Raw genomic sequence first — 21,340 nt, 5'->3', positions numbered from 1 at the left:
GTGCCCTTCGCGCGCTGCCGTAGTCTGCGGTCTGTGATCCCATGTCTACCGTTACCTCCACGCCGCGCCTCTCCCGGGAAGTGCGTGCCACCGGCCTGCTTGCGCTGCCGCTGGTGCTCGGCCATATCTCCACTGGCCTGATTTCCTTCGTCGACAACGTCATCGCCGGGCATCACGGCACCCAGACCCTGGCCGCCGTCACCATCGGCACCGCCCTGCTGTGGCTGCCGATGCTGATTCCGATCGGCACCCTGATCTCGCTCACCGCCTCGGTCTCGCAGCTGCACGGCGCCGGCCGCGAGCGCGAGATCGGCCCGCTGTTCCGCCAGGCGCTGTGGCTGGCGCTGGGCCTGGGCCTGATCATGTTCACCTTCCTCACGGTGGTGCCGCCGCTGCTGCCGGCGTTCGGCATCGCGCCGGACATCGTGCCTGGCGCGACCGCGTTCCTGCATGCCGTGCGCTGGGGCGGGCCGGCGCTCACCCTGTACTTCTGCATGCGCTACCTCAGCGAAGGCATGCACTGGACGCTGCCGACCATGCTGCTCGGCTTCGGCGGCCTGCTGGTGCTGGCGCCGCTGGGGTACGTGCTGTGCTACGGCAAGCTGGGCTTCCCGGAAATGGGCGCCGAGGGTCTGGGCATCGCGTCGGCCACCATGATGTGGATCCAGGCCCTGTGCTTTGCCGGTTACCTGTGGAAAACCAAGCGGTTTGCCCACCTCGAACTGTTCTCGCACCTGGAACTGCCACGTTGGTCGGCGATCTGGGACCTGCTGCGCACCGGCCTGCCGATCGGCATCACGGTGCTGATGGAGGGCGGGCTGTTCATCGTCACCGCGCTGCTGATCGGCCGCCTGGGCGCGACCGAGGCGGCCTCGCACCAGATTGCGATCAACGTGGCGCAGCTGTGCTTCATGATTCCCATGGGCGTGGCCGAAGCCACCACCGTGCGCGTGGGCCATGCGGTGGGCAGCGGCAACGGGCTGGGCGTGCGGCGCGCGTCGATTGCCGGTCTGCTGATCATCCTGGGCACCCAGACACTGTCCGCGCTGGTGCTGCTGTTCGGGCACGACGCCATCGTCGGCGTGTACACCGCCGACATGGGCGTGGCCGCGCTGGCGTCGACCCTGCTGCTGTATGCGGCCGCCTTCCAGTTCCCGGACGGCATCCAGGTACTCTCGGCCGGCGCGTTGCGCGGCCTGAAAGACACCCGCGTGCCGATGTTCATCGCCATGTTCTCGTACTGGGGATTGGGCATGCCGCTCGGCGCCGGGCTCGGCCTGGGCCTGGGCATGGGGCCGCAGGGCATGTGGCTGGGGCTGATCCTGGGTCTGACTGCCGCTGCGATCCTGATGGGCTGGCGGCTGCGGGTCAGCAGTCGCCGTGTCGGGAATACCCTGGCCTGACGGCCCCCTTACTTGTGTCCGATGCCGGCCTGTCCGGCAGCGGCTATGCTGGTACCACGGCAAGAAGCCAACTGGAGTTTCCCCCATGAACCAACCCGTGCGTCGCAATCCTGTCGCCAGCTTCTTCATCGGGCTGTGGGATGTGATGAACTTTACCCGCAGGCTGATCCTCAACCTGCTGTTCTTCGGCCTGCTGCTGCTGATCCTCGTCCTGTTCGTGGTGGCGATGGGCAAGGGCGCCAGCAGCAACCGTGCCCTGCAGGACCGCACCTCGCTGGTGATCGCGCCGGAAGGCCGCCTGGTCGAGCAGTTCAGTGCGGACCCGGTCAGCCGTGCGCTCGCCAAGGCCATTGGCGACAACAGCGCCGAGGAAGTGCAGCTGCGCGATCTGATCCGCGCGCTGGATGCGGCACGAGACGACAAGAAGATCGAGCGGGTCGTCCTGCAGCTGGACAAGCTGCAGCCCAGCGGCTTCGCTTCGATGCGTGAAGTGGCGGCCTCGCTGCAGGCCGTGCGTGCGTCGGGCAAGCAGGTCGTGGCTTACGCCGACAACCTGAGCCAGTGGCAGTACCTGCTGGCCGCGCAGGCCGACGAGATTTATCTCGACCCGATGGGTGGGGTGGTACTGGAAGGCCTTGGCCGTTACCGCCAGTACTTCCGCACCGGGTTGCAGGACAAGCTGGGCGTGGACGTGCACCTGTTCAAAGTGGGCGAATACAAGTCCGCGGCCGAACCGTACGTGCTGGACGCCGCCTCGCCGCAGGCCAAGGAAGCCGACCTGTTCTGGATGAACGATGTGTGGCAGCGCTACCTGGCCGACATCGCCAAGGCACGCAAGCTGGACGCCGCGCAGCTTGCGGCCGGCATCGATACGATGCCCGAAGGGATCGCCGCCGCCGGTGGCGACCTGGCCAAGTTCGCGCTGCAGCAGAAGCTGGTGGACGGCCTGAAGACCCGTGAGGAAGTCGAAGACCTGCTGGCCGACCGTGGCGTGGCCGACGAAGACGCCGACGGCGGCTTCCGCAGCGTCAACCTGGACGGCTACCTGGCCCAGCTCGACATGCGCGGTTCGCCGGTGGATTCGCGTCCACAGGTGGCCGTGGTGGTGGCCTCGGGCGAAATCGCCGGCGGCGACCTGCCGGCTGGCCGCATCGGCGGCGAGTCGACCTCGGCGCTGCTGCGCGAAGCGCGCGACGACGACAACGTGAAGGCGGTCGTGCTGCGCGTGGATTCGCCGGGTGGCGAAGTGTTCGCCTCCGAGCAGATCCGTCGCGAAGTGGTGGCGCTGAAGGCCGCCGGCAAGCCGGTGGTGGTGTCGATGGGCGACCTGGCTGCTTCGGGCGGTTACTGGATCAGCATGAATGCCGACCGCATCTATGCCGACCCGTCGACCATCACCGGTTCGATCGGCATCTTCGGCATGATCCCGAACCTGTCGCGCTCGCTGGACAAGATCGGCGTGCATACCGACGGCGTGGGCACTACCCGTTTCGCCGGTGCGTTCGACATCACCCGCCCGATGGACCCGGCCGTGGGCCAGGTGATCCAGTCGGTGATCAACAAGGGCTATGCCGACTTCACTGGCAAGGTGGCCGATGCGCGCAACAAGCCGGTCGAGGCGGTGGATGAAGTCGCCCGTGGCCGTGTCTGGAGCGGTGCGCAGGCCAAGGAGCGCGGTCTGGTCGACGCCTTCGGTGGTTTGAAGGACGCCATTGCCGATGCCGCCAACCGCGCCAAGCTGGGCGGTCCGGACAAGGTGCGCGTGCGCTATATCGAGAAGGCGGCGACACCGTTCGCACAGTTCCTGAGCGGCTTCGCCGGCAGCCGCGCCGGTGCCTGGATGCTGGGTGAAACCGGCATGGCGCGGATCATGCTGGCCCGTTCGATGCCGGAAGTGGACACGCAGCTGCGCTTCGTTGAAGACGCCGCCCGCGACCCGCGCGGCAGTGCTCCGGTGAAAGCACTGGCCTACTGTTTCTGCGGTTTCTGATACATCAAAAAAACCCGGCGGAAGCCGGGTTTTTTTTTGTCTACGGTTGGATGGCGGGGTCATCCGCGGCGCGTGTATCCGGCGCCTTTTCCAGTGTTTCGCGCGCAGCCTTGGCCTTGTCCAGTGGTCCCTGCACGGCGTCGCGCAGCGCGGTGGCTTGGGGTTCGGGGCGCTTTTCGGGATCCGGCGGCACCGGGCGATTGCAGCCGCCCAGCACCAACAGGCCGATCAGCGGCAGGGCGATACGGATCAACATGGCAACCTCGCGGGGCGAGCCCAGGAACGCGCAGTGTCGCACCGCTCCAGCCGGGCGTGTGTGACGGGGTGCGCTGCACCGGCGTGCGGGCTATCCTGCCCGCTCGATCCGGGGCGTGGCCCCATGCAGGAGAAGCAGGTGAGCGCGCATCGTTGGCGACTGGATGGACAGACCGCATTGATCACCGGTGCCAGTGCCGGGATCGGCCTGGCGATCGCGCACGAACTGCTGGGATTCGGTGCCGACCTGCTGATCGTCGGGCGCGACGCCGATGCGCTGGAAATGGCTCGCGACGAGCTGGCCGATGCCTACCCCGACCGTGAGATCCATGGCCTCGCCGCGGATGTGTCCGACGACGAAGACCGCCGTGAGATCCTCGATTGGGTCGAAGACCACAGCGATGGCCTGCACCTGCTGATCAACAACGCAGGCGGCAACGTCACCAAGGCCGCCACCGAGTACACCGAAGACGAATGGCGCGGCATCTTCGAAACCAACCTGTTCTCCGCCTTCGAGCTGTCGCGTTATGCGCACCCGTTGCTCGCGCGCCATGCGGCCTCAGCGATCGTCAACGTGGGCAGCGTGTCCGGCCTCACCCACGTGCGCAGCGGCGCGGTGTACGGCATGACCAAGGCCGCCATGCACCAGATGACGCGCAACCTGGCGGTGGAGTGGGCTGAAGACGGCATCCGGGTCAACGCGGTGGCGCCCTGGTACATCCGTACCCGCCGCACCTCCGGTCCGCTGTCCGACCCGGACTATTACGAGCAGGTCATCGACCGTACCCCGATGCGCCGCATCGGCGAGCCGGAAGAGGTGGCCGCTGCGGTGGGCTTCCTGTGCCTGCCTGCGGCCAGCTATGTCACCGGCGAATGCATCGCGGTGGACGGCGGGTTCCTGCGTTACGGGTTCTGAGGCTACCCAGGGACCGCGCAGGCCGATTCAGCCAGCACCGCCTGCAGGCGGGCGCGTTCCGCCGCAGCAGCGGCTGCGTTGTCCGGCGAGGCGAACCGTTCGCGGCCGCGTGCGTCGCGGAAGCGCTGCTGCCACGCGTTGCAGCGCTGGTCTTCGGCGATCGGTTCGCAAGCGTCGCGGATCACTTCGCAGCTGGCGGCATTGACCGGCGTCACCCCGCCCAGGGCGGTGACCGACAGCAGCTGGCAGTGCGGCGGCGCGGGCTCGCGCTCATGCAGGTAGCGGCCACCGTCCTGTGCCTGGCACTGATAGATCTCCGGCAGCGGCGGCTTGTCCGTCGCCGCTGCAGTTGCATCGTCTCCGGGCTTGGGCAGGTTGGCAGTGTCGAGGATCGCGGTCCCGGTGGGCACTTCGTAGGCCTCTGAAATGATGCGCTCGACCGGCCGGGCCTTGCCGGGCACAAAGGAGGGCACCGCAGCGGGCGCGTCGCCCGCCGCCGTTGGCGCGCTTGCCACGGGTGCCACCGGCGGTGGAGCCGCTGCGGGCGGCGTAATGCTGCTGGACACCGACACTTCGGCACGCGACGGCGCCGCGTTCATGCGCTGCATGACCTGGTGGCTGCCGGCCGGGCACGGCGTGCCCTGCACGGTGCTGTTGCCATCGGCGTCGGTACAGCGGAACACGATTGCGTCGTCGGCCATTGCCGACGAGGCCACGCACAGCAACAGGAGCCACCAGGGTTTCATCCGCGCAGGATACAACGCACGCGGCCGGCCGCCCTATCGGCAGTCGCGGTCGAGCCGCGCGTCCACGCCGCGCTGTTCGCGGCTGATCGCGTCGCGTTCGCCCTGCAGCGCGCTGTTGTAACGGCGCACCAGCTCCCAGCGGCGGTCGCTGAGGATCGAACACACTTCGCTGGCCGGCAGGGGATGGCACTGGTCGCGCACCAGCACATTGCCGGCCGGGACCACCACGTCATGGTAGGTGCCCGGGTAGGCCGAACCTTCGGTGTGCCACTGGGTGCTGCCGCTGCCCACGGTGAAACTGCCGCCGCCGCGCGAACCACCGCCCTGCACGGTCAGCGAACCACCGCTGGAGGTGATCGAACCGCTGCCCATCGGTGCGACAGGCGGAAGCGGAAGCGGACGCGGATCGGGGCGGGGGCCTGGACCCGGGCCAGGTCCGGGACGAATGCCGCCCGGTCCGCGACCGGGCAACCAGGCGCTGGTCCACACCGGTACCCAGCGCGGATTGCCCTCGCTGGTTTCGCTGGTATAGCGGCTGCCGTCGTCGCGGATGCATTCGTACATCGGCTGCGGCGGCTGCACGTGCACGTAGCGCACTTCGCGTTCGCGCGCGGCAGGCGGCGTTGAGGGGGTGCGGTCGCTGCGCACCACCCGTGGCGCGGGGTCGCGCGGGCGCTGCATCTCGCGGACTTCCTGGCGGCCGTCACGGCAGGGCGCATCCTGCAGCGACACCGCGCCGTTGCTGCCCACGCAGCGGTACACCCGCACGCTGGTGTCCTGTGCCGCCAGCGGAGCGGCGACACCGGGCAGCAGGAGCAACAACCAGAGGGCAGGGGATGGGCGCATGGCCGCAGTGTGCAGCCTTGCCTGTGCACGCGTAAACAACGCCGCAGCTCACGTGCGCAGCACCTGCCCGGTGAGCGCGTCGCGGATCGGGGTGGGCTGGGCCAGGCCACCGGTGGCGCCGTCGACCAAGCCGTCCAGCAGGGCCAGCAGTGCGGGATCCAGCTCGGCGCGGGTGCGTGCCGGCGGGTGGCCGGTCAGGTTGGCGCTGGTAGATACCAGCGGTCCGTCCCAGGCACGGCACAGCGCGGCCACCAGGGGGTGTGCGCTGATGCGCACCGCAATGCCGGTGTGTTCTCCGGTGATCCAGCGCGGTGCACGCGGGCCTGCCGGCAGGATCCAGGTGTGCGCGCCGGGCCAGCTGGCCAGCACCTCGGCCCGGCGGTCGGCGGGCAGGGCTTCGACCCGGACCCAGCCGTCCAGCTGGGCCAGGTCGGCGGCGACCAGGATCATGCCCTTCTCGACCGGGCGCTGTTTGAGGTCCAGCAGCTTCAACACCGCGGCTTCATTGGCCGGATCGCAGCCCAGCCCCCACACGGCTTCGGTGGGGTAGGCGACCACCCCGCCAGCGTGCAGGGTGGGAAGAGCCGAATCGACGGTGAGCTCGTTCATGGGCGCGACCGGTCAGGCCTTCTTGCTGACAGCCTTCTTCGTTGCCGCCTTCTTCGTAGCGGCTTTCTTCGCCGTGGCCTTCTTGGCCGCCTTCTTGGCCGGGGCCTTCTTCGCGGCCGCCTTCTTCACCACTGCCTTCTTCGCAGCCGGCTCTTTCTTCACCGCGGCCTTCTTGGCCACGACCTTCTTGGCGGCCTTCTTGCCGAAGCCCTTGCGCACCGGCTTGCCGGTTTCTTCCATGAGCTGCTGCACTTCGGCCAGGGTCAGCGACGCCGGTTCGCGATCCTTGGGGATCTTGCCGTTCATCTTGCCGTCGCTCAGGTAAGGGCCGAAGCGACCGTTCAGGACCTGGATCTCGCTGCCGTCGAATTCCTTGATGATCCGGTTGCGCGCGATCTCTTCCTTCTCTTCGATCAGGAACACGGCGCGGGCCAGGTCGATGGTGTACGGGTCGTCTTCCTTCTTCAGCGAGGCATAGGTGCTGCCGCGCTTGGCAAACGGGCCGAAGCGGCCGATGCCGACGCTGACCGGCTCGCCCTTGTCCTCACCCAGCGCGCGCGGCATCAGGAACAGTTCCAGCGCGTCTTCCAGGGAGATGGTGTGCATCGACTGGCCGGGGCGCAGCGAGGCGAACTTGGGCTTCTCCTCGGCATCCTCGGCGGTGCTGCCGATGGCGGCGTACGGCCCGAAGCGACCCAGGCGCACGCTGACCGGCTTGCCGGTCTTCGGGTCGGTGCCGAGCTCGCGCGCGCCACTGGCCTCGGCACGGTCGACCGATTCCTTCTTGTCTTCCACCAGCTCCTTGAACGGCTCCCAGAAACGGGCCATCAGCGGGATCCACTCTTCTTCGCCACGCGAGACGGCATCGAGCTCATCTTCGAGCTTGGCGGTGAAGTCGTAGTCCACGTACCGGGTGAAGTGGCTGGACAGGAACTTGGACACTGCGCGGCCGACGTCGGACGGGCGGAAGCTGCGGCCTTCCATTTCCACGTACTTGCGGAACAGCAGGGTCTGGATGATCGAAGCGTAGGTCGAGGGACGGCCGATGCCGTACTCTTCCAGCGCCTTCACCAGCGCCGCTTCGGTGTAGCGCGGCGGCGGCTGGGTGAAATGCTGTTCGGCCTGGATGCGTTCCAGCGGCACGCGGTCGCCGGGCTTCATCGCCGGCAGCTTGCGGCCTTCGTCCTCGTCCTCGGCGCTCTTGTTGTCCTTGCCTTCTTCGTACACGGCCAGGAAGCCGGGCACCACCACGGTGGTGCCGCTGGCACGGAACACGTGCTCGCTGCCGGCCGAGAGGTCGACGCTGACGGTGTTGAGCGTGGCCGGGATCATCTGGCAGGCCACCGCACGCTTCCAGATCAGCTCGTACAGGCGGCGCTCGTCGTCGGTCAGGAAGCGCGCCACCTGGGACGGAGTGCGCAGGGCCGAGGTCGGGCGCACCGCTTCGTGCGCTTCCTGGGCGTTCTTGGACTTGGTCTGGTAGGTGTTCGGCTGGTCCGGCAGCGAGGCGATGCCGTAGTCGCGGGCGATCACGTCGCGGATTTCGGCCAGCGCGTCCTGCGACAGGTTCACCGAGTCGGTACGCATGTACGAGATCAGGCCGACGGTGCCTTCGTCGCCAATCGCCACGCCTTCATACAGCTTCTGCGCCACCTGCATGGTCTTGCGGGTGGTGAAGCCGAGCTTGCGCGAGGCTTCCTGCTGCAGGGTGGAGGTGGTGAACGGCGGCGCCGGGCGGCGCTTGCGCTCCTTGCTGGCCACATCGGTGACATGCAGCGAGCCCTGCGCGGCCTGCTGGATGCGCAGGCGTGCGGCTTCGGCGGTGTCACCGTCGGTGACGGTGAACTGTTCGAACTTCTGCCCGTCCAGCTTGATCAGCTTGGCATTGAAGTGCTGCGACGGGTGCGCGCACTCGGCGGCGATCGACCAGTATTCGCGGGCGATGAAGGCTTCGATCTCTTCCTCGCGCTCGACGATCATGCGCAGCGCGGGGCTCTGCACGCGGCCAGCGGACAGGCCGCGCTGGACCTTGCGCCACAGGACCGGGGACAGGTTGAAGCCGACCAGGTAGTCCAGCGCGCGGCGCGCCTGCTGGGCGTCAACCAGGTCGCTGGCGATGGCGCGGGGCTGGTTCATGGCCTCCTTGATCGCGCGCGGGGTGATCTCGGTGAAGACCACGCGCTGCATCGGCTTGTCCTTGACCAGGCCACGTTCTTTCAGGATCTCGGCAATGTGCCAGCTGATCGCCTCGCCCTCGCGGTCCGGGTCGGTGGCCAGGAAGATGTCGTCGGCGCCCTTGGCGGCCTTGGCGATGGCGTCGACATGCTTCTCGTTCTTGTCGATCAGGTCGTAGCGCATCGCGAAGTTGTTGTCGGGATCGACCGCGCCTTCCTTCGGGACCAGGTCGCGCACATGCCCATACGAGGCCAGGACGGTGAAGTCCTTGCCGAGGTATTTGTTGATCGTCTTGGCCTTGGCGGGCGATTCGACGATGAGCAGGTGCTTGGGCATGTCGTTGATTTCTGTGGGCAGCGGCCCGGGGGAGGGCGCTAGGGTGGAGCAAAAGGCCGCATTAGTGAAGGGCAGCCGTCGATTTCCATAAGCTGAACGCCCGGTTATGCGCCGGGCGTTCAGGTTCTGCGCCTGCTAGAGGAATCACGCCAGGCCTGCCTGTGTCAAGCGGCCCGGTGTGAGGGCCGGTCAGGACATGGACGAGGCAATCACCCCGAACATCGCGATCATCAGCCCGATCATGGCCACGGTCAGGATGCCGCTGATGACCAGGATCACGATGGTGACCGTGCCCAGGCCGCGCTCCTGGAACTCGGCGTTTTCAGTGAACGCCCACTTGTCCACCACCAGGGTGTCGCACAGCATGTCGTGCAGGGCCTGCTTGCGCTCGGTGAAGGCGGCCATGATGAAGCCGATGAACAGGGTCAGGCTGCTCAGGATGAATCCGAAGTACCGACCCACGCCGCGCATGAAGGTGATCCGTTCGCCGTCGCTGCGCACCACCTTGATACCCACCGCCATCTTGCCCAGGGTGGCGCCGCCCCGCGAGGCGTGGAAGCCGGCGTAATAGCCGATGCCGATCACGAAGCCGCCCAGCATCGCCACCATGCTCAGCGCCACCGCCAGCGTTTCATTGCCGCTGGCCGCGCCGATCAGGTTGAATATCAGGCTGACCGGGATGTTGATGATGCCGACCACGATCGAGTCCAGGAAGTACGCTGCGTAGCGCTTCCAGAACCCGGCATACACCACCTCGCCGCCACTGACCACGGCTGCTCCGTAGCTGCCGGTGGCGCTGGGCGCGGTGTACGGCGAGAAGGTGCCGCCACCGGTACCGGGAAGGGGAGCGGTGCCGTTGTCGATGGCCGTGTAGTCCCCGCGCAGGTCGAAACCGCTGCCCAGATTTTCGGCCGCGCTGGTCAGGTTCTGCAGTTGCAGCTCCTCCACCGCTTCGGACACCGGCTTCCACGCGGCATAGCCCTCGCGCCAGACCAGCGTGGTCAGGCTGATCTCCCCACGCTGGAAGCGTTGGCGAAGATCTTCGGCCATCAACGGACCCTGGCGCTCCTGGCCATCGGCGTAATACCACTCAGTCATTGCGTACTTCCCCTTCTGGATTCATCCGTAAACTTGACGTTGCCGCTCAGCCGCGGCACTGCGCCGGCGCGTACTTGGCGTCGAGATCGCTGCTGCAGGTCCACTCCTGGCTCTGCATGTCGTACTCGAACCAGAGCATCTTGCCATCCAGCGCGCGCTTGCCGGGCACTGAAAACTCCATTTCGATGCCACATTTGCCTTCGCCGAAGCGGCCGATCCGCACCGCGCCGACGTAATCGGCCGCGTAGGAGCTCGGGCTTTTGAAGCCCTCGTCGTCATTGACCGGGCAGCGGTCGGTGTTCAGAACGAACTCGTTCACCTGGTACTTCAACTGCGACACGATGCCGACGGCATTGGCCACTTTGGCGCGATGCAGGTAGTCGTTGTAGGCGGGAACCGCGATGGCGGCGAGGATGCCCATCACCACCAGGAACCCGACGCCCACCACCAGCCCGATAACCAGGCAGCCGGAGGTCTTCTTCGGCGGCGGCGCAGCGCGCACGTAGGACGGCGCCGGGCCCGGTACGGCGGTGTGGGGGGAAGGAGAATCGAATCCGGGAATGCGCGGCGGGCTGGGCACGACCTGCTCCAGTCGCGGACCACCCATGTCGGGTCCGGCCATCGGAGGCGGCGCAATCACCAGCCCTATTTCGTCAGCCACGCTGCGCAGGGGCTGCCACTGGGGCAACCCGTCGCGCCAGACGAGGGTGTCCAGCGCAACGTCGCCGGCGGTGTACTTCGCAACCAACTCTTCAGACGTCAGCGGACCACGCTGCTGACGATTCCCTTCTGCATAGAACCACTGGCTCACTTTCCATTCCCCTGAATGCGCGAAGCACCCAGTGTACGGTCAGTGAAGGGGTTCCGGTTCGTCCACGAACATCTGGGTTTCCATCCAGGCGTAGGCGGCTTCGGCGCCGGGCTGGTTGAACAGCACCATCAGCACCACCCACTTGAGGTCATCCAGGTCCAGATCGTCCTGGTCCAGGGCCATGGCACGGTCGAGCACCAGCTCGCGCTGGTTGGCGTCCAGGATGCCGTGCTGTTCCAGGAACATCAGGAAGCCGCGGCCTTCCACGTCGAGCTTGTCCAGCTCCGGGCCATGGAAAATGCGGACCGGGCCGTCGACCCGGGCCACGCTCACGGCGGGCCGCTGCTCGGCGAGGGCGTCGAGCCAGTCGAAGGCCTTGTTGATCTCGGCGGGGCTGAAACCGGCCTGTATCAGGCTGTTCTGGAGGGTATCGCGGTCGCGGACGATGTCCGCGTCTTCGCTGAAATAGTGTTCAAACAGGTACAGCAGGACGTCCAGAATGCTCTCTTTCATTGCCCCTCGGCCTGCGTCAACGACGCTGTGGAGGTGAAGAAACTAGGGTTTTCGACAGTAGCGGCCATGGGTGGCAACCACCTTTCCATCCAGTTCCATGATCAGCAGCATGGCCGACAGCTGGGTCGCCGTCAATCCGCTGCGCTGGATCAATGAATCCATACCCGTTGGGTTCTCATCCAGCACTTTCCACAAGCGCTGGTAGTCGGGTGGGAGAGCGGGGGAGGGGGTGGGCACCGTGGGCCGTGCCTGTTCAGTGGGGGCGTCCAGGCGCGAACGCAAGGCCTGGCCCAGCCGCGCCGCCGCCCCGCTGAGCCCGGCAACCACCTCGGCCGGGGTCTCGACCAGCTGGGCGCCGTCGCGGATCAGCCGATGGCAGCCCCGGGCCCGGGGGTTGCGCACCGAGCCGGGCAGGGCGAATACCTCACGCCCGGCCTCGGCGGCCAGCCGCGCCGTGATCAGCGCCCCGGAGCGCAGGGCCGCCTCGATGACCAGCGTGCCCAGCGACAGTGCGGCCACGATCCGGTTGCGGGCGGGAAACTGCCCGGCGCGAGCTGCAGTACCCGGCGGGTACTCGCTGACCACGGCGCCGCGCTCGGCAATGCGGGCCTGCAACGCGGTGTTGCGCGGCGGGAAGGCCAGGTCCAGGCCGGTTGCGACCACGGCCACGGTGCGTCCGTCGGCAACGTCCAGCGCGCCCAGGTGGGCGCGCGCGTCGACCCCGGCCGCCAATCCGCTGACCACCGTCAGGCCACTACGGGCCAGGGCGGTTGCAAACTCCGCAGCAAGCTCGCCGCCCGTGGGTGACGGGGTGCGGCTGCCCACCACGGCCACCCCCGGATGCCACAGCGCAGTCGGATCGCCGTGGATGAACAGCGCGAGCGGCGCGGTTTCCAGTTCCGCCAGAAGGGGTGGGTAGTCGGTGTCCCCGACCGGGAGCAGGTGTCGGCCGGATCGCTCCAGCCAGCGCAGGCCATGGGCGAGCGCATCGGGGTCCGGCAGGGCCAGCCTGGCCCGCTGCTCGGCGCTGCAGCCGGCCGCGCGCCACGCCGCCGGGCCGCTGCGCAGGGCATCGGCAGGGGTCTCGAAGCGGGCAAGCAGGATACGGCGCGGCGCGATGGCGCCGCCGGCCAGGACCAGGCGCAGCAGCGCCTCGGTGGATGAGAGGGGCGTCTGGGACATCCCGTCAGGCTAGCCCCGCAGACGACGACGGCGCCCTCGGGCGCCGTCGTGTTGATGCGTCAGGTTTTGCGGTTACTGCGCGTCGGGATGCTTGGCCGAATACCCGACCAGCACCGGCTTCACGCCCTGCATCACCAGCGCGTAGCTGACCTTGTCGAAGGTGCGGAACACCATCGCGTGGGCGGCGTACTCGTCCGGCAGCGAAACGCGGCCGGCGCCGTCGGTGAGCGAGTCGTCCATGCGCGAGGAGCCCGGGTACTTCATGCGGTGGGCCACATGCCGCCCCTGGCGCCACAGCGAGACCACGGTGCCGTTGTCGATGCCGTTGGCGCTGCCGGCCGAGATCGCGATGACATCGCGCGGACCGCCCGACAGGTACATGTCGGTCACCGCCAGCACGCGCATGTCCAGGCCTTCGGTCTGGGCAGCGGGGGCGTGCGGTACGAACTGCAGGTCGTACGGCGTGGCTTCCACCGGCACCAGACGGTCGCCGGCGCGGACTTCACGCCCGTCGACCCGACCCTGCAGCGCCAGCGTGGTCACATCCGACCTGTCGTCCGGCAGCTTGGTCACGGTGCCCACGTTCAGCTGGGACAGCTCGTAGCCCAGCATCTCGTTGCGCTTGCTGGGTTCTGCGACGAAGTTCGCCCACAGGTTGCCACTGCCGGGGGTGACCTTGCCATTGGCGGTCAGGTCCTCGGTCGGCTTGGGCAGCGAGAAGCGCACGGTCGGGCGGACCACGGCCCAGCGCTGGCCGACGGCCGCGCCGTCCAGGCCGCGCACGTAGGCGAGCTGGCCGGTGGTGGCGCGCAGGCGGTTGTCTTCCAGGGCCACCACGTAGGGCAGCGACGCGATCTCGTCGACCACGCTGAGCTGCTTCAGGAACGGCTCGACCTGGCTCAGCGGGATGGCGTTGATCGGCGCTTCCTGGCGCGGGCCGGGCTGGGCCACGACGCGGTCCAGGTAGGCCAGGCTCAGGACGTCGCCCGGGTAGATCAGGTGCGGGTTCTTGACCTGCGGGTTGGCCTGCCAGATTTCCGGCCACAGCCACGGCTTTTTAAGGAAGCGCGCGGAAATGTCCCACAAGGTATCGCCCTTCTGGACGACGTAGGTTTCCGGGTGCCCGCCATTCACTTCAACGGCGGTAGCATAGGTAGCGACGGTCAGCATCGCGACGGCGACGACCGTACGAGTCTTTTCAAACATAGGTGTGGTGCCTGATTCCCCAACAGGTTCGAGCACTATAGTCCAGAAACCGGGGCGCAAGGCAAGCGTTGGCGATAGAATTGCGACGTACGCCGCTTTAAGGGCGCCCCCAAACGGTATTTGCCATGGCTCTCCTGCCCATTCTTGAGTTCCCGGACCCGCGCCTGCGCACCAAAGCCGCGCAGATCGACGCCGCCGAGGTGACCACCCCGGCCTTCCAGGAACTGATCGACAACATGTTCCAGACCATGTACGAGGCGCCGGGCATCGGCCTTGCCGCGTCGCAGGTCGATGTCCACAAGCGCTTCATGGTGATCGACGTCAGCGAGGAGAAGAACACTCCGCTGGTGTTCATCAACCCGGAGATCGCCGCCAGCGAAGGCGGGAAGGTCTACCAGGAAGGGTGCCTGTCGGTCCCCGGGATCTTTGCCGACGTGACCCGTGCCGACAGCATCACCGTGCGCTTCCTTGACCGCCAGGGGGCGGCCCAGGAGCTGACCACCGATGGTCTGCTGGCGGTCTGCGTGCAGCATGAGATGGACCACCTGGACGGCAAGCTGTTCATCGACTACCTCTCGCCGCTCAAGCGCGAAATGGTCCGCAAGAAGCTGGCCAAGCAGCGCAAGCACGTTGCCTGACCTGGCCACGGACGTGGTGGCGCGGCCAGACCGCGCTCCGCGACCGGTTGTTCGGCGCCGGCCTCCGGCGCCGTTTTTCTTTCTGCAAGTGGGAGCGCCATGAAGATTGTCTTTGCCGGTACGCCTGAGTTCGCCGTGTCGTCGCTGCGCGCTGCCGCGCGCCACCACGAGGTGGTGGGCGTGTACACCCAGCCGGACCGGCCGGCCGGCCGCGGACGTGGGCTGATGCCCTCGCCGGTGAAGCTGGAGGCGATCGCCCGGGGCATTCCGGTGTTCCAGCCCGAGTCTTTGAAGACGCCGGAAGCCCAGCAGCAGCTGCGTGACCTGCAGCCGGACCTGATGGTGGTGGTGGCCTACGGGCTGATCCTGCCCAAGGCCGTGCTGGCCATCCCTACCCATGGCTGCTGGAACGTGCACGCCTCGCTGCTGCCGCGCTGGCGCGGCGCCGCGCCGATCCAGCGCGCGATCCAGGCCGGCGACGCCGAAACCGGCGTGTGCCTGATGCAGATGGAAGCCGGGCTGGACACCGGCCCGGTGCTGCTGCGCCAGCACACCCCGATCCAGGCCGGTGAGCTGGGCGGCTCGCTGCACGATCGCCTCGCCGAGCTGGGCGCGCAGGTCCTGTCCGATGGCCTGGGCCTGCTGCGCGCCGGGCTGAAGCCGATCGCACAGCCACAGCCGGCGCAGGGCGTGACCTACGCGCACAAGCTGGACAAGGCCGAGGCCCGGCTGGACTGGTCCGAGGATGCACAGGTGCTGGAACGGACCGTGCGTGCGTTCAATCCCTGGCCGATCGCCGAAGCGCAGCTGGCGGGCGAACGCGTGCGCATCCATGGTGCGCTGGCGCTGGCCGACAACCAGGGCAAGGCGCCGGGCACCCTGCTGGCGGCCGGCCGCGAGGGCATCGACATCGCCTGTGGCCAGGGCGCACTGCGCCTGCGCGTGCTGCAACGCGAGGGCGGCAAGGCGATCACCGCCGCCGACTACCTCAACGCGCGTCGCGACCTGGTCGCAGGGGGCTGAAATGGCGCATCCCCGCCAGAGCAAACCGTCCCCGCAGCTGTCGTCGATGGCCCCGGGCGTTCCAACCCGGGTGTTGGCCGCGCGCGTGCTGGCCCAGGTGATCGGCCGCGGTCGTTCGCTCAAGGCCGAACTCACCACCGCATTGCCCAGCCTGGACGACAGCCGCGACCGCGCGCTGCTCGAAGCGCTGTGCTTTGCGGTGCTGCGCCGGCGTACCGCCTATGACGCCGCACTGGCGCAGTGGATGCAGCGTCCGTTGGGTGCGCGCGATGAAGAGCTGCGCGCGCTGCTGCTGGTCGGCTTCGCGCAGCTGGACGCGCTGGACCTGCCGGCGCACGCCGCGTTGTCGGCCACGGTCGAGGCTGCGCGCGCGCTCGGCCGCGAGCGCCAAGCGGGCATGGTCAACGCCCTGCTGCGCCGGGCCCAGCGCGATGGCATTCCTGCCGTGCCGGCCCGAGAAGCCTTCCCCAAGTGGCTGGCCGAGCAGATCGAACAGGACTGGCCCGACCAGGCCGAGGCGATTTTCAGCGAAAGCCTGACCCCTGCGCCGTTGTGGCTGCGGGTGAACCGCCAGCAGGGCGACCGCGCAGCGATGCTGGAGCGCTTGGAAGCGGCCGGCATCGCGGCTGAAGCCACCGACCTGGGTGTTGATGCGATCCGCCTGCCGGTGCCGGTGGCGGTGACCGCGCTGCCCGGCTTCAGCGAAGGCGCGCTGTCGGTGCAGGACCTCTCTGCGCAGCAGGTGGCCGATGCACTCGCTCCGCGCCCCGGCGCCCGCGTGCTGGACGCCTGCGCAGCGCCGGGCGGCAAGTCCGCACACCTGCTCGAACGCGATCCCACCCTCCGCCTGCTGGCGCTGGATATCGATGCGCGCCGGCTCAAGCGCATCAGCGAGACCTTCGCCCGCACCGGCGTGGGCGAACACGCCCAGGTACGGGCGGCCGATGCCACCGACCCGGCGAGCTGGTGGGACGGCGAGCCGTTCGACGTGATCCTGCTCGATGCCCCATGCTCGGCCACCGGCATCATCCGCCGCCAACCGGACGTGCTGCTGCACCGCCGCGCCACCGACATCCCGACACTGGTCGCGCTGCAGGCCCGCCTGCTGGATGCCTGCTTCGGCATGCTCGCTCCCGGCGGCACCCTGTTGTACGCGACATGCTCGATCCTGCGCGAAGAAAACCAGTTCCAGGTCGAGTCCTTCCTGCAGCGCACGCCGCGCGCGGGATTCCTGCCACCGGGTGACGCTTTCGGCCATGACTCGTGGGCAGGGCGACAGCGTCTGCCCGGCGAACACGGTGCCGACGGCTTTTTCTATGCGCGCCTGCTGAAGAAGGGGTAACACGGCACGGGTAGAATCGCGGCCATGTTGAAGACACGCCAATCCCGCGATTTCTGGTTGCTTGCGCTGACGGCCCTGCTGGTTCTGGGGGCCGGACTGGGCATGCGCGACCCGTGGCCGTCGGACGAGCCGCGCTTTGCGCTGGTGGCCAAACAGATGGTGTTGAGCGGGGACTGGCTGTTCCCGCACCGCGGCACCGAGCTTTATTCGGACAAGCCGCCGATGCTGATGTGGCTGCAGGCCACCCTGTACACGCTGCTGCGCGACTGGCGGGTGGCGTTCCTGCTGCCCACCCTGCTGGCGTCGCTGGGGACCTTGGCCTGCGTGTACGACCTGGGTCGCCGGCTGTGGACCCGCAAGGTGGGCCTGTACGCGGCCTGGGCACTGCTGTTTGCGGTGCATTTCACCTTCCAGGCCAAGAAGGCGCAGATCGACCCGTTGGTGGTGTTCTTCATCACCGTTGCCAACTACGGGTTGCTGCGCCACCTGCTGTGCGGACCCGCCTGGCGCTGGTGGTGGCTGGGCTGGTTCGCAGCCGGGTTGGGCGTCATCACCAAGGGCGTCGGCGTGCTGGCCCTGTTCATGCTGGTGCCGGCGCTGGTCGCAGTGGCGTTGGGATGGCCGCGGGTACGGCTGGACCTGCGCGACTGGCGGTTCTGGCTGGGTCCGGTGGCCTTCGCGGCAGCCGTGGCGCTGTGGCTGGTGCCGATGGTGTTGGCCGCCACCGGCAGCGGTTCGGCCGAGTACCGCGCGTACATGAACGACATCCTGTTCCGGCAGACGGCCAAACGCTATGCACAGTCCTGGGACCACCACCAGCCGTGGTGGTACTTCCTGGCCACCATGCCGTCGATGTGGATCCCGGCATTCCTGCTGGTGCCCTGGGCGATTCCGGCCTGGTGGCGGCGGCTGCGCCGGCGCGATCCGCGCTACCTGCTGCTGCTGGGTTGGTGGCTGCTGATCGTGCTGTTCTTCTCGATTCCGCACGGCAAGCGCGACGTCTACATCCTGCCGGCGCTGCCGATCTTCTGCCTGGCGCTGGCGCCGCTGTTGCCGGGCCTGCTGCGCCGGCGTGACGTGCAGTGGGTGCTGGGCGGGTTTGCCGCGCTGCTGACCGTGGCGCTGCTGGGGGTGGGCGTGGCCATGCTGGGCGGTGAGCCGGGCTTCGAGCGCCGACTGATCCTGGAACGGGGCATCGATGCGTCGGTGACCGCTGCGCTGGGCTGGGTCGGCATCGCGCTGGGCAGCTGGGGCGTGGTCAGTCTGTTGTTCACCGGGCCGCGCCGCTTCCACCTGGCGGTGATGTCGATCCTGGCCATGGCCTGGGTCGCTTACGGCCTGGTGGGCTATCCGTTGTTCAACGATTCCAGCTCCGCACGCGGCCTGATGCGCGACGTAGGCGAACGGATCGGGCCGGACGCCGAGCTGGCGCTGGTTGGCTGGAAGGAGCAGAACCTGCTCATGTCCGACCGCCCGGTCCGCACCTTCGGCTTCAAGCGACGCTGGTACCTGCAGTTGCAGGACGGCAGGGAGTGGCAGGCCCAGGCCCCCGAGCGTCGCTGGTTGCTGGTGCAGCAGGCGGCACTGCTGGAATGCGTGGACCGCGACCAGGCCGAACGGGTGGGCGTGGCCAACCGGCGCGGTTGGTGGCTGGTGCCGGCACAGGCCTTCGCGGGACCCTGCCAACCCAGTGCGGTAGACCTGGCCCGGATCCGTCGGGAGCAGGGCAAGGAAGACGGCGAGGAATAGCCGCCCGCTCATGGATCATTCCCGACCGATCAGCCACAATGCCGACCGCTCAGCCCAACTCGCCCCGAACGTGAACCACGCGCTTTCCCGTCCTGCCGGCATGCACCCCGTAATGGCCTGGGTGTTCACGGTGGCACTTGGCCTTTCGCCGGTGCTGCTGATGTCGACCATGGACGGTGGCAGTGCGGGTTACTACGGACTGGTACTGCTCAGCTTCATCGTGCTGGCGTGGGTGCGCCGTCCGGCCCAAGGCGCCACGTGGTGCGACAACCGCCGCGAATACCTGTGGATGGTGTCCGGCATGGCGGTACTGCTGGTCGGAGTGCTGACCAGCCTGGTGATGCATGGCATCTGGAAGGGGTCGGAAGTCGAGAAGGCGGTGCGCTTCCTCACCGTCGGGCTGATCCTGGCCGCCGCGCTGCGGGTGCCACGCCACATCCTGGCGCACGCCACGCTCGGCCTGCTGGGTGGGATCTGGTACGCGGTGATCAACGTAACCTGGCTGGTGCTGAGTACCGGCGAGCGGCCGGCCACCCGGCAGTTCAATGCGGTGACCTACGGCGACCTGACCCTGCTGTTCTCGATGATCGCGTTCCTGCTGCTGGGCCTGCGCATCACCCGTTTCCGCCGCATCGAGTTCGCCCTGAAGCTGGTCAGCGGCATCGCCGGTGTCGGTGCGTTCCTGGCCACGCAGACCCGCGGTGGCCTGCTGGCGATCCCCTGTTTCCTGTTCATCGCCATGCTGGTGCAGGGCCGACGCATGAATCGCCTGAAGCTGCTGGCGGCGGCGCTGCTGCTGGGCACGGCGGGCCTCATCGTGGCCAGCGATGCGTCGATGCGCCAGCGCATCCACCTGGGCGTGAGCGAATTCGATCAGTGCCAGGTAGCGCATCTTTCCGATACCTCGGTGTGCATCCGCCTGCAGCTGTGGAGCGCGGCCGGGCACATGATCCGCAGCGAACCGGTGTTCGGCGTGGGTGGCGGCGACCGCTTCCGCGAAGAACTCGCCAAGCTGGCCGATGCCAAACAGGTGACGCCGACGGTGGCGCGTGATTTCGGCGAAACCCACAACGACCTGTTGTACTTCCTGGCGACCTACGGCGTGCTGGGTGGGCTGGGCCTGGTCCTGCTCTACATCGCGCCGGGCTGGCTGTTCGCGCGGCGCCTGCGGCTGGACATGACCGACCGCCCCACGCGGCTGTTCGCCGGCGCGGGGCTGATGATCTGCGTGGGCTTTGCCGTGTTCGGGATCACCGAAATGATGTTCCGCGACATGCGCACCGCGTCGTTCTATGCGACCTGGATTGCCTGCTTCCTGGCCCTTTCCGACCCGCTGCGGCTGCGCTCAGCGAACGGGTGAAGCCGGTTCGCCCAGCACTGCGGCATAGCTTGCTTCGGTCAGGCGGCTGAAGGTCTCCAGCCCGAAGGCCTGCTCCGCGTGCGCACGCGCTGCTTGGCCGACCGCTGGCAAGGTGCTGCGCATGGCGTACATCGCCTCCACCTGCGCGGCGATCGCCGCGACGTTCCGCACCGGGACGATCCAGCCATCCTGGCCGTGGTTGATGTTCTCCGGCAGGCCCGCGTAGTCGCTGACCATCACCGGTTTGCCCATCGCCATCATTTCGCGGCAGGCGAAAGAGATGGTTTCGATGTCCCAGGACAGTACGAATCCGGCGTCGCCGCTGGCCACGAACGGACGGATGTCGTCCAGCAGGCCAGCGAAATGCACCTGCGCGCCCAGCCCCAGCTGAGCCACTTCAGCTACCAGGCGCGGATCCGGATCGCGTCCGGCCACGGCCATGTGCACCTTGCCACGGATCGGCACGGGCAGGGTGGCGATGGCGCGGGCCAGGTCGATCCAACCCTTGTGGTCGTCGGTGCCGGCGTTGCTGACCAGCACCAACGCCTCGGGATCGTGCGTCCAGCGCGCGCGCAGCGCGGCGCCTTCACTGGGGCTGACCGGCGAAAAGCGCTGCAGGTCCACGCCGTTGCGGACCACGTCGATCGGGCAGTGGCGATAGGGGCTGTCGAGCAGCATCTGGCGGGTGTGCGCCGACACTGCGATGACCCGGTCGGTGCCCCATCGCGCTCGCACCGTGTTGCCCAGCGTGTTGCTGGGTTTGCTGTTGTGCTTGGTGAACACCAGCTTCGGCCGCCTGGACAGGCCCGCCACCGCTTCCATCGCCACGCGGTGGTCGCGCGCGCCGTTGGCGTGCACGATGTCGATGCCGTGGGTGGTGATCAACCCGCGCAGGGTGCGCAGGTCTGCCCACTGCCGCCCCAAGGCGGGCAGGCCGCTGCTGAAGGCGATCTCCACCGGCTCGGCAATGCGTTCCTGCCGGACAACGCGCAGCACCCGGCTGTCGGCCGGGGCCGCCATGAACAACTGGTGGCGGGGCGACAGCGCGCGTGCCAGCGACGCAAGGTAAGTGGTATGTCCGCCGCCGTCGCCGGCATGGAAGTTGGTGTACAGGATCTTCATGGGGGCCTTCGGTGATACGC

The 21,340-nt window shown here is 68.0% G+C and carries 19 protein-coding genes; 8 read left to right on the top strand and 11 right to left on the bottom strand.

All coding sequences use genetic code 11. From position 1 onward, the window contains the following. Positions 1-41: 41 nt before the first annotated feature. Positions 42-1,403: an MATE family efflux transporter gene (locus RYM47_RS11360; protein WP_315387979.1), complete on the top strand. Its 1,362-nt coding sequence runs from the start codon at positions 42-44 to the stop codon at positions 1,401-1,403. 85 nt (positions 1,404-1,488) lie between these two features. Beyond that, complete coding sequence (gene sppA / locus RYM47_RS11355; protein WP_315387977.1) at positions 1,489-3,393, top strand: signal peptide peptidase SppA; 1,905 nt, start codon at positions 1,489-1,491, stop codon at positions 3,391-3,393. A 40-nt stretch (positions 3,394-3,433) separates the two neighbouring features. On the opposite strand, the gene RYM47_RS11350 is transcribed toward sppA, so the two are convergent. Next, positions 3,434-3,649 (bottom strand): hypothetical protein, encoded by a 216-nt coding sequence (locus RYM47_RS11350; RefSeq protein ID WP_315387976.1) that lies wholly within the window; start codon positions 3,647-3,649, stop codon positions 3,434-3,436. A 138-nt stretch (positions 3,650-3,787) separates the two neighbouring features. Here RYM47_RS11350 and RYM47_RS11345 point away from each other — a divergent pair, with 138 nt between their 5' ends. Beyond that, entirely contained in the window at positions 3,788-4,564 is a 777-nt protein-coding gene (locus RYM47_RS11345) for an SDR family oxidoreductase (RefSeq protein WP_070207606.1), read from the top strand. 2 nt (positions 4,565-4,566) lie between these two features. Here RYM47_RS11345 and RYM47_RS11340 read toward each other — a convergent pair whose 3' ends face one another. The 9 genes from RYM47_RS11340 to RYM47_RS11300 form a co-directional block, all read right to left on the bottom strand. After that, positions 4,567-5,310 (bottom strand): DUF4124 domain-containing protein, encoded by a 744-nt coding sequence (locus RYM47_RS11340; RefSeq protein ID WP_315387975.1) that lies wholly within the window; start codon positions 5,308-5,310, stop codon positions 4,567-4,569. Positions 5,311-5,343: 33 nt separating this feature from the next. Continuing rightward, entirely contained in the window at positions 5,344-6,156 is an 813-nt protein-coding gene (locus RYM47_RS11335; protein WP_315387974.1) for a DUF4124 domain-containing protein, read from the bottom strand. A gap of 48 nt (positions 6,157-6,204) precedes the next feature. Then, the gene (locus RYM47_RS11330) at positions 6,205-6,765 is read right to left on the bottom strand and encodes a Sua5/YciO/YrdC/YwlC family protein (protein ID WP_315387973.1); all 561 of its coding nucleotides are present in this window, start codon (positions 6,763-6,765) and stop codon (positions 6,205-6,207) included. Positions 6,766-6,777: 12 nt separating this feature from the next. Continuing rightward, complete coding sequence (locus tag RYM47_RS11325; protein WP_315387972.1) at positions 6,778-9,276, bottom strand: DNA topoisomerase I; 2,499 nt, start codon at positions 9,274-9,276, stop codon at positions 6,778-6,780. A gap of 189 nt (positions 9,277-9,465) precedes the next feature. After that, positions 9,466-10,374, bottom strand: coding sequence for an RDD family protein (locus RYM47_RS11320; RefSeq protein WP_315387970.1), 909 nt, complete (start codon positions 10,372-10,374; stop codon positions 9,466-9,468). Positions 10,375-10,420: 46 nt separating this feature from the next. Further along, positions 10,421-11,185 (bottom strand): pilin, encoded by a 765-nt coding sequence (locus RYM47_RS11315; RefSeq protein WP_315387968.1) that lies wholly within the window; start codon positions 11,183-11,185, stop codon positions 10,421-10,423. A gap of 39 nt (positions 11,186-11,224) precedes the next feature. After that, a complete protein-coding gene (locus tag RYM47_RS11310; RefSeq protein ID WP_315387966.1) occupies positions 11,225-11,698 on the bottom strand; it encodes a DUF494 family protein in 474 nt (157 codons plus the stop codon). Between the two features lie 42 nt (positions 11,699-11,740). Continuing rightward, positions 11,741-12,880 (bottom strand): DNA-processing protein DprA, encoded by a 1,140-nt coding sequence (gene dprA / locus RYM47_RS11305; RefSeq protein WP_315387965.1) that lies wholly within the window; start codon positions 12,878-12,880, stop codon positions 11,741-11,743. A 72-nt stretch (positions 12,881-12,952) separates the two neighbouring features. Next, positions 12,953-14,086 carry a LysM peptidoglycan-binding domain-containing protein gene (locus RYM47_RS11300; RefSeq protein ID WP_315387963.1) on the bottom strand — a complete coding sequence of 378 codons (1,134 nt, stop codon included), beginning with the start codon at positions 14,084-14,086 and terminating at the stop codon, positions 12,953-12,955. A 125-nt stretch (positions 14,087-14,211) separates the two neighbouring features. On the opposite strand from RYM47_RS11300, the gene def reads away from it, so the two are divergent. The 5 genes from def to RYM47_RS11275 all read left to right on the top strand — a co-directional run bounded on the left by def (position 14,212) and on the right by RYM47_RS11275 (position 20,198). Next, on the top strand, positions 14,212-14,724 hold the full coding sequence (gene def, locus RYM47_RS11295) for a peptide deformylase (protein ID WP_315387962.1): 513 nt from the start codon (positions 14,212-14,214) through the stop codon (positions 14,722-14,724). A gap of 99 nt (positions 14,725-14,823) precedes the next feature. After that, complete coding sequence (fmt, locus tag RYM47_RS11290; protein WP_315387960.1) at positions 14,824-15,747, top strand: methionyl-tRNA formyltransferase; 924 nt, start codon at positions 14,824-14,826, stop codon at positions 15,745-15,747. A 1-nt stretch (position 15,748) separates the two neighbouring features. Further along, on the top strand, positions 15,749-17,089 hold the full coding sequence (rsmB, locus tag RYM47_RS11285; RefSeq protein ID WP_315387959.1) for a 16S rRNA (cytosine(967)-C(5))-methyltransferase RsmB: 1,341 nt from the start codon (positions 15,749-15,751) through the stop codon (positions 17,087-17,089). A gap of 24 nt (positions 17,090-17,113) precedes the next feature. Then, a complete protein-coding gene (locus RYM47_RS11280) occupies positions 17,114-18,838 on the top strand; it encodes a glycosyltransferase family 39 protein (protein ID WP_315387958.1) in 1,725 nt (574 codons plus the stop codon). A 112-nt stretch (positions 18,839-18,950) separates the two neighbouring features. Then, positions 18,951-20,198: an O-antigen ligase family protein gene (locus RYM47_RS11275; protein WP_315387956.1), complete on the top strand. Its 1,248-nt coding sequence runs from the start codon at positions 18,951-18,953 to the stop codon at positions 20,196-20,198. On the opposite strand, the gene RYM47_RS11270 is transcribed toward RYM47_RS11275, so the two are convergent. Next, on the bottom strand, positions 20,184-21,320 hold the full coding sequence (locus RYM47_RS11270) for a glycosyltransferase (RefSeq protein ID WP_315387955.1): 1,137 nt from the start codon (positions 21,318-21,320) through the stop codon (positions 20,184-20,186). The genes RYM47_RS11275 and RYM47_RS11270 overlap by 15 nt on opposite strands. Positions 21,321-21,340 lie beyond the last annotated feature (20 nt).

It is taken from the genome of uncultured Stenotrophomonas sp. (genome assembly GCF_963519125.1).
Classification (GTDB): Bacteria; Pseudomonadota; Gammaproteobacteria; order Xanthomonadales; family Xanthomonadaceae; genus Stenotrophomonas.
This window is presented reverse-complemented; position numbering and strand designations above follow the sequence as displayed.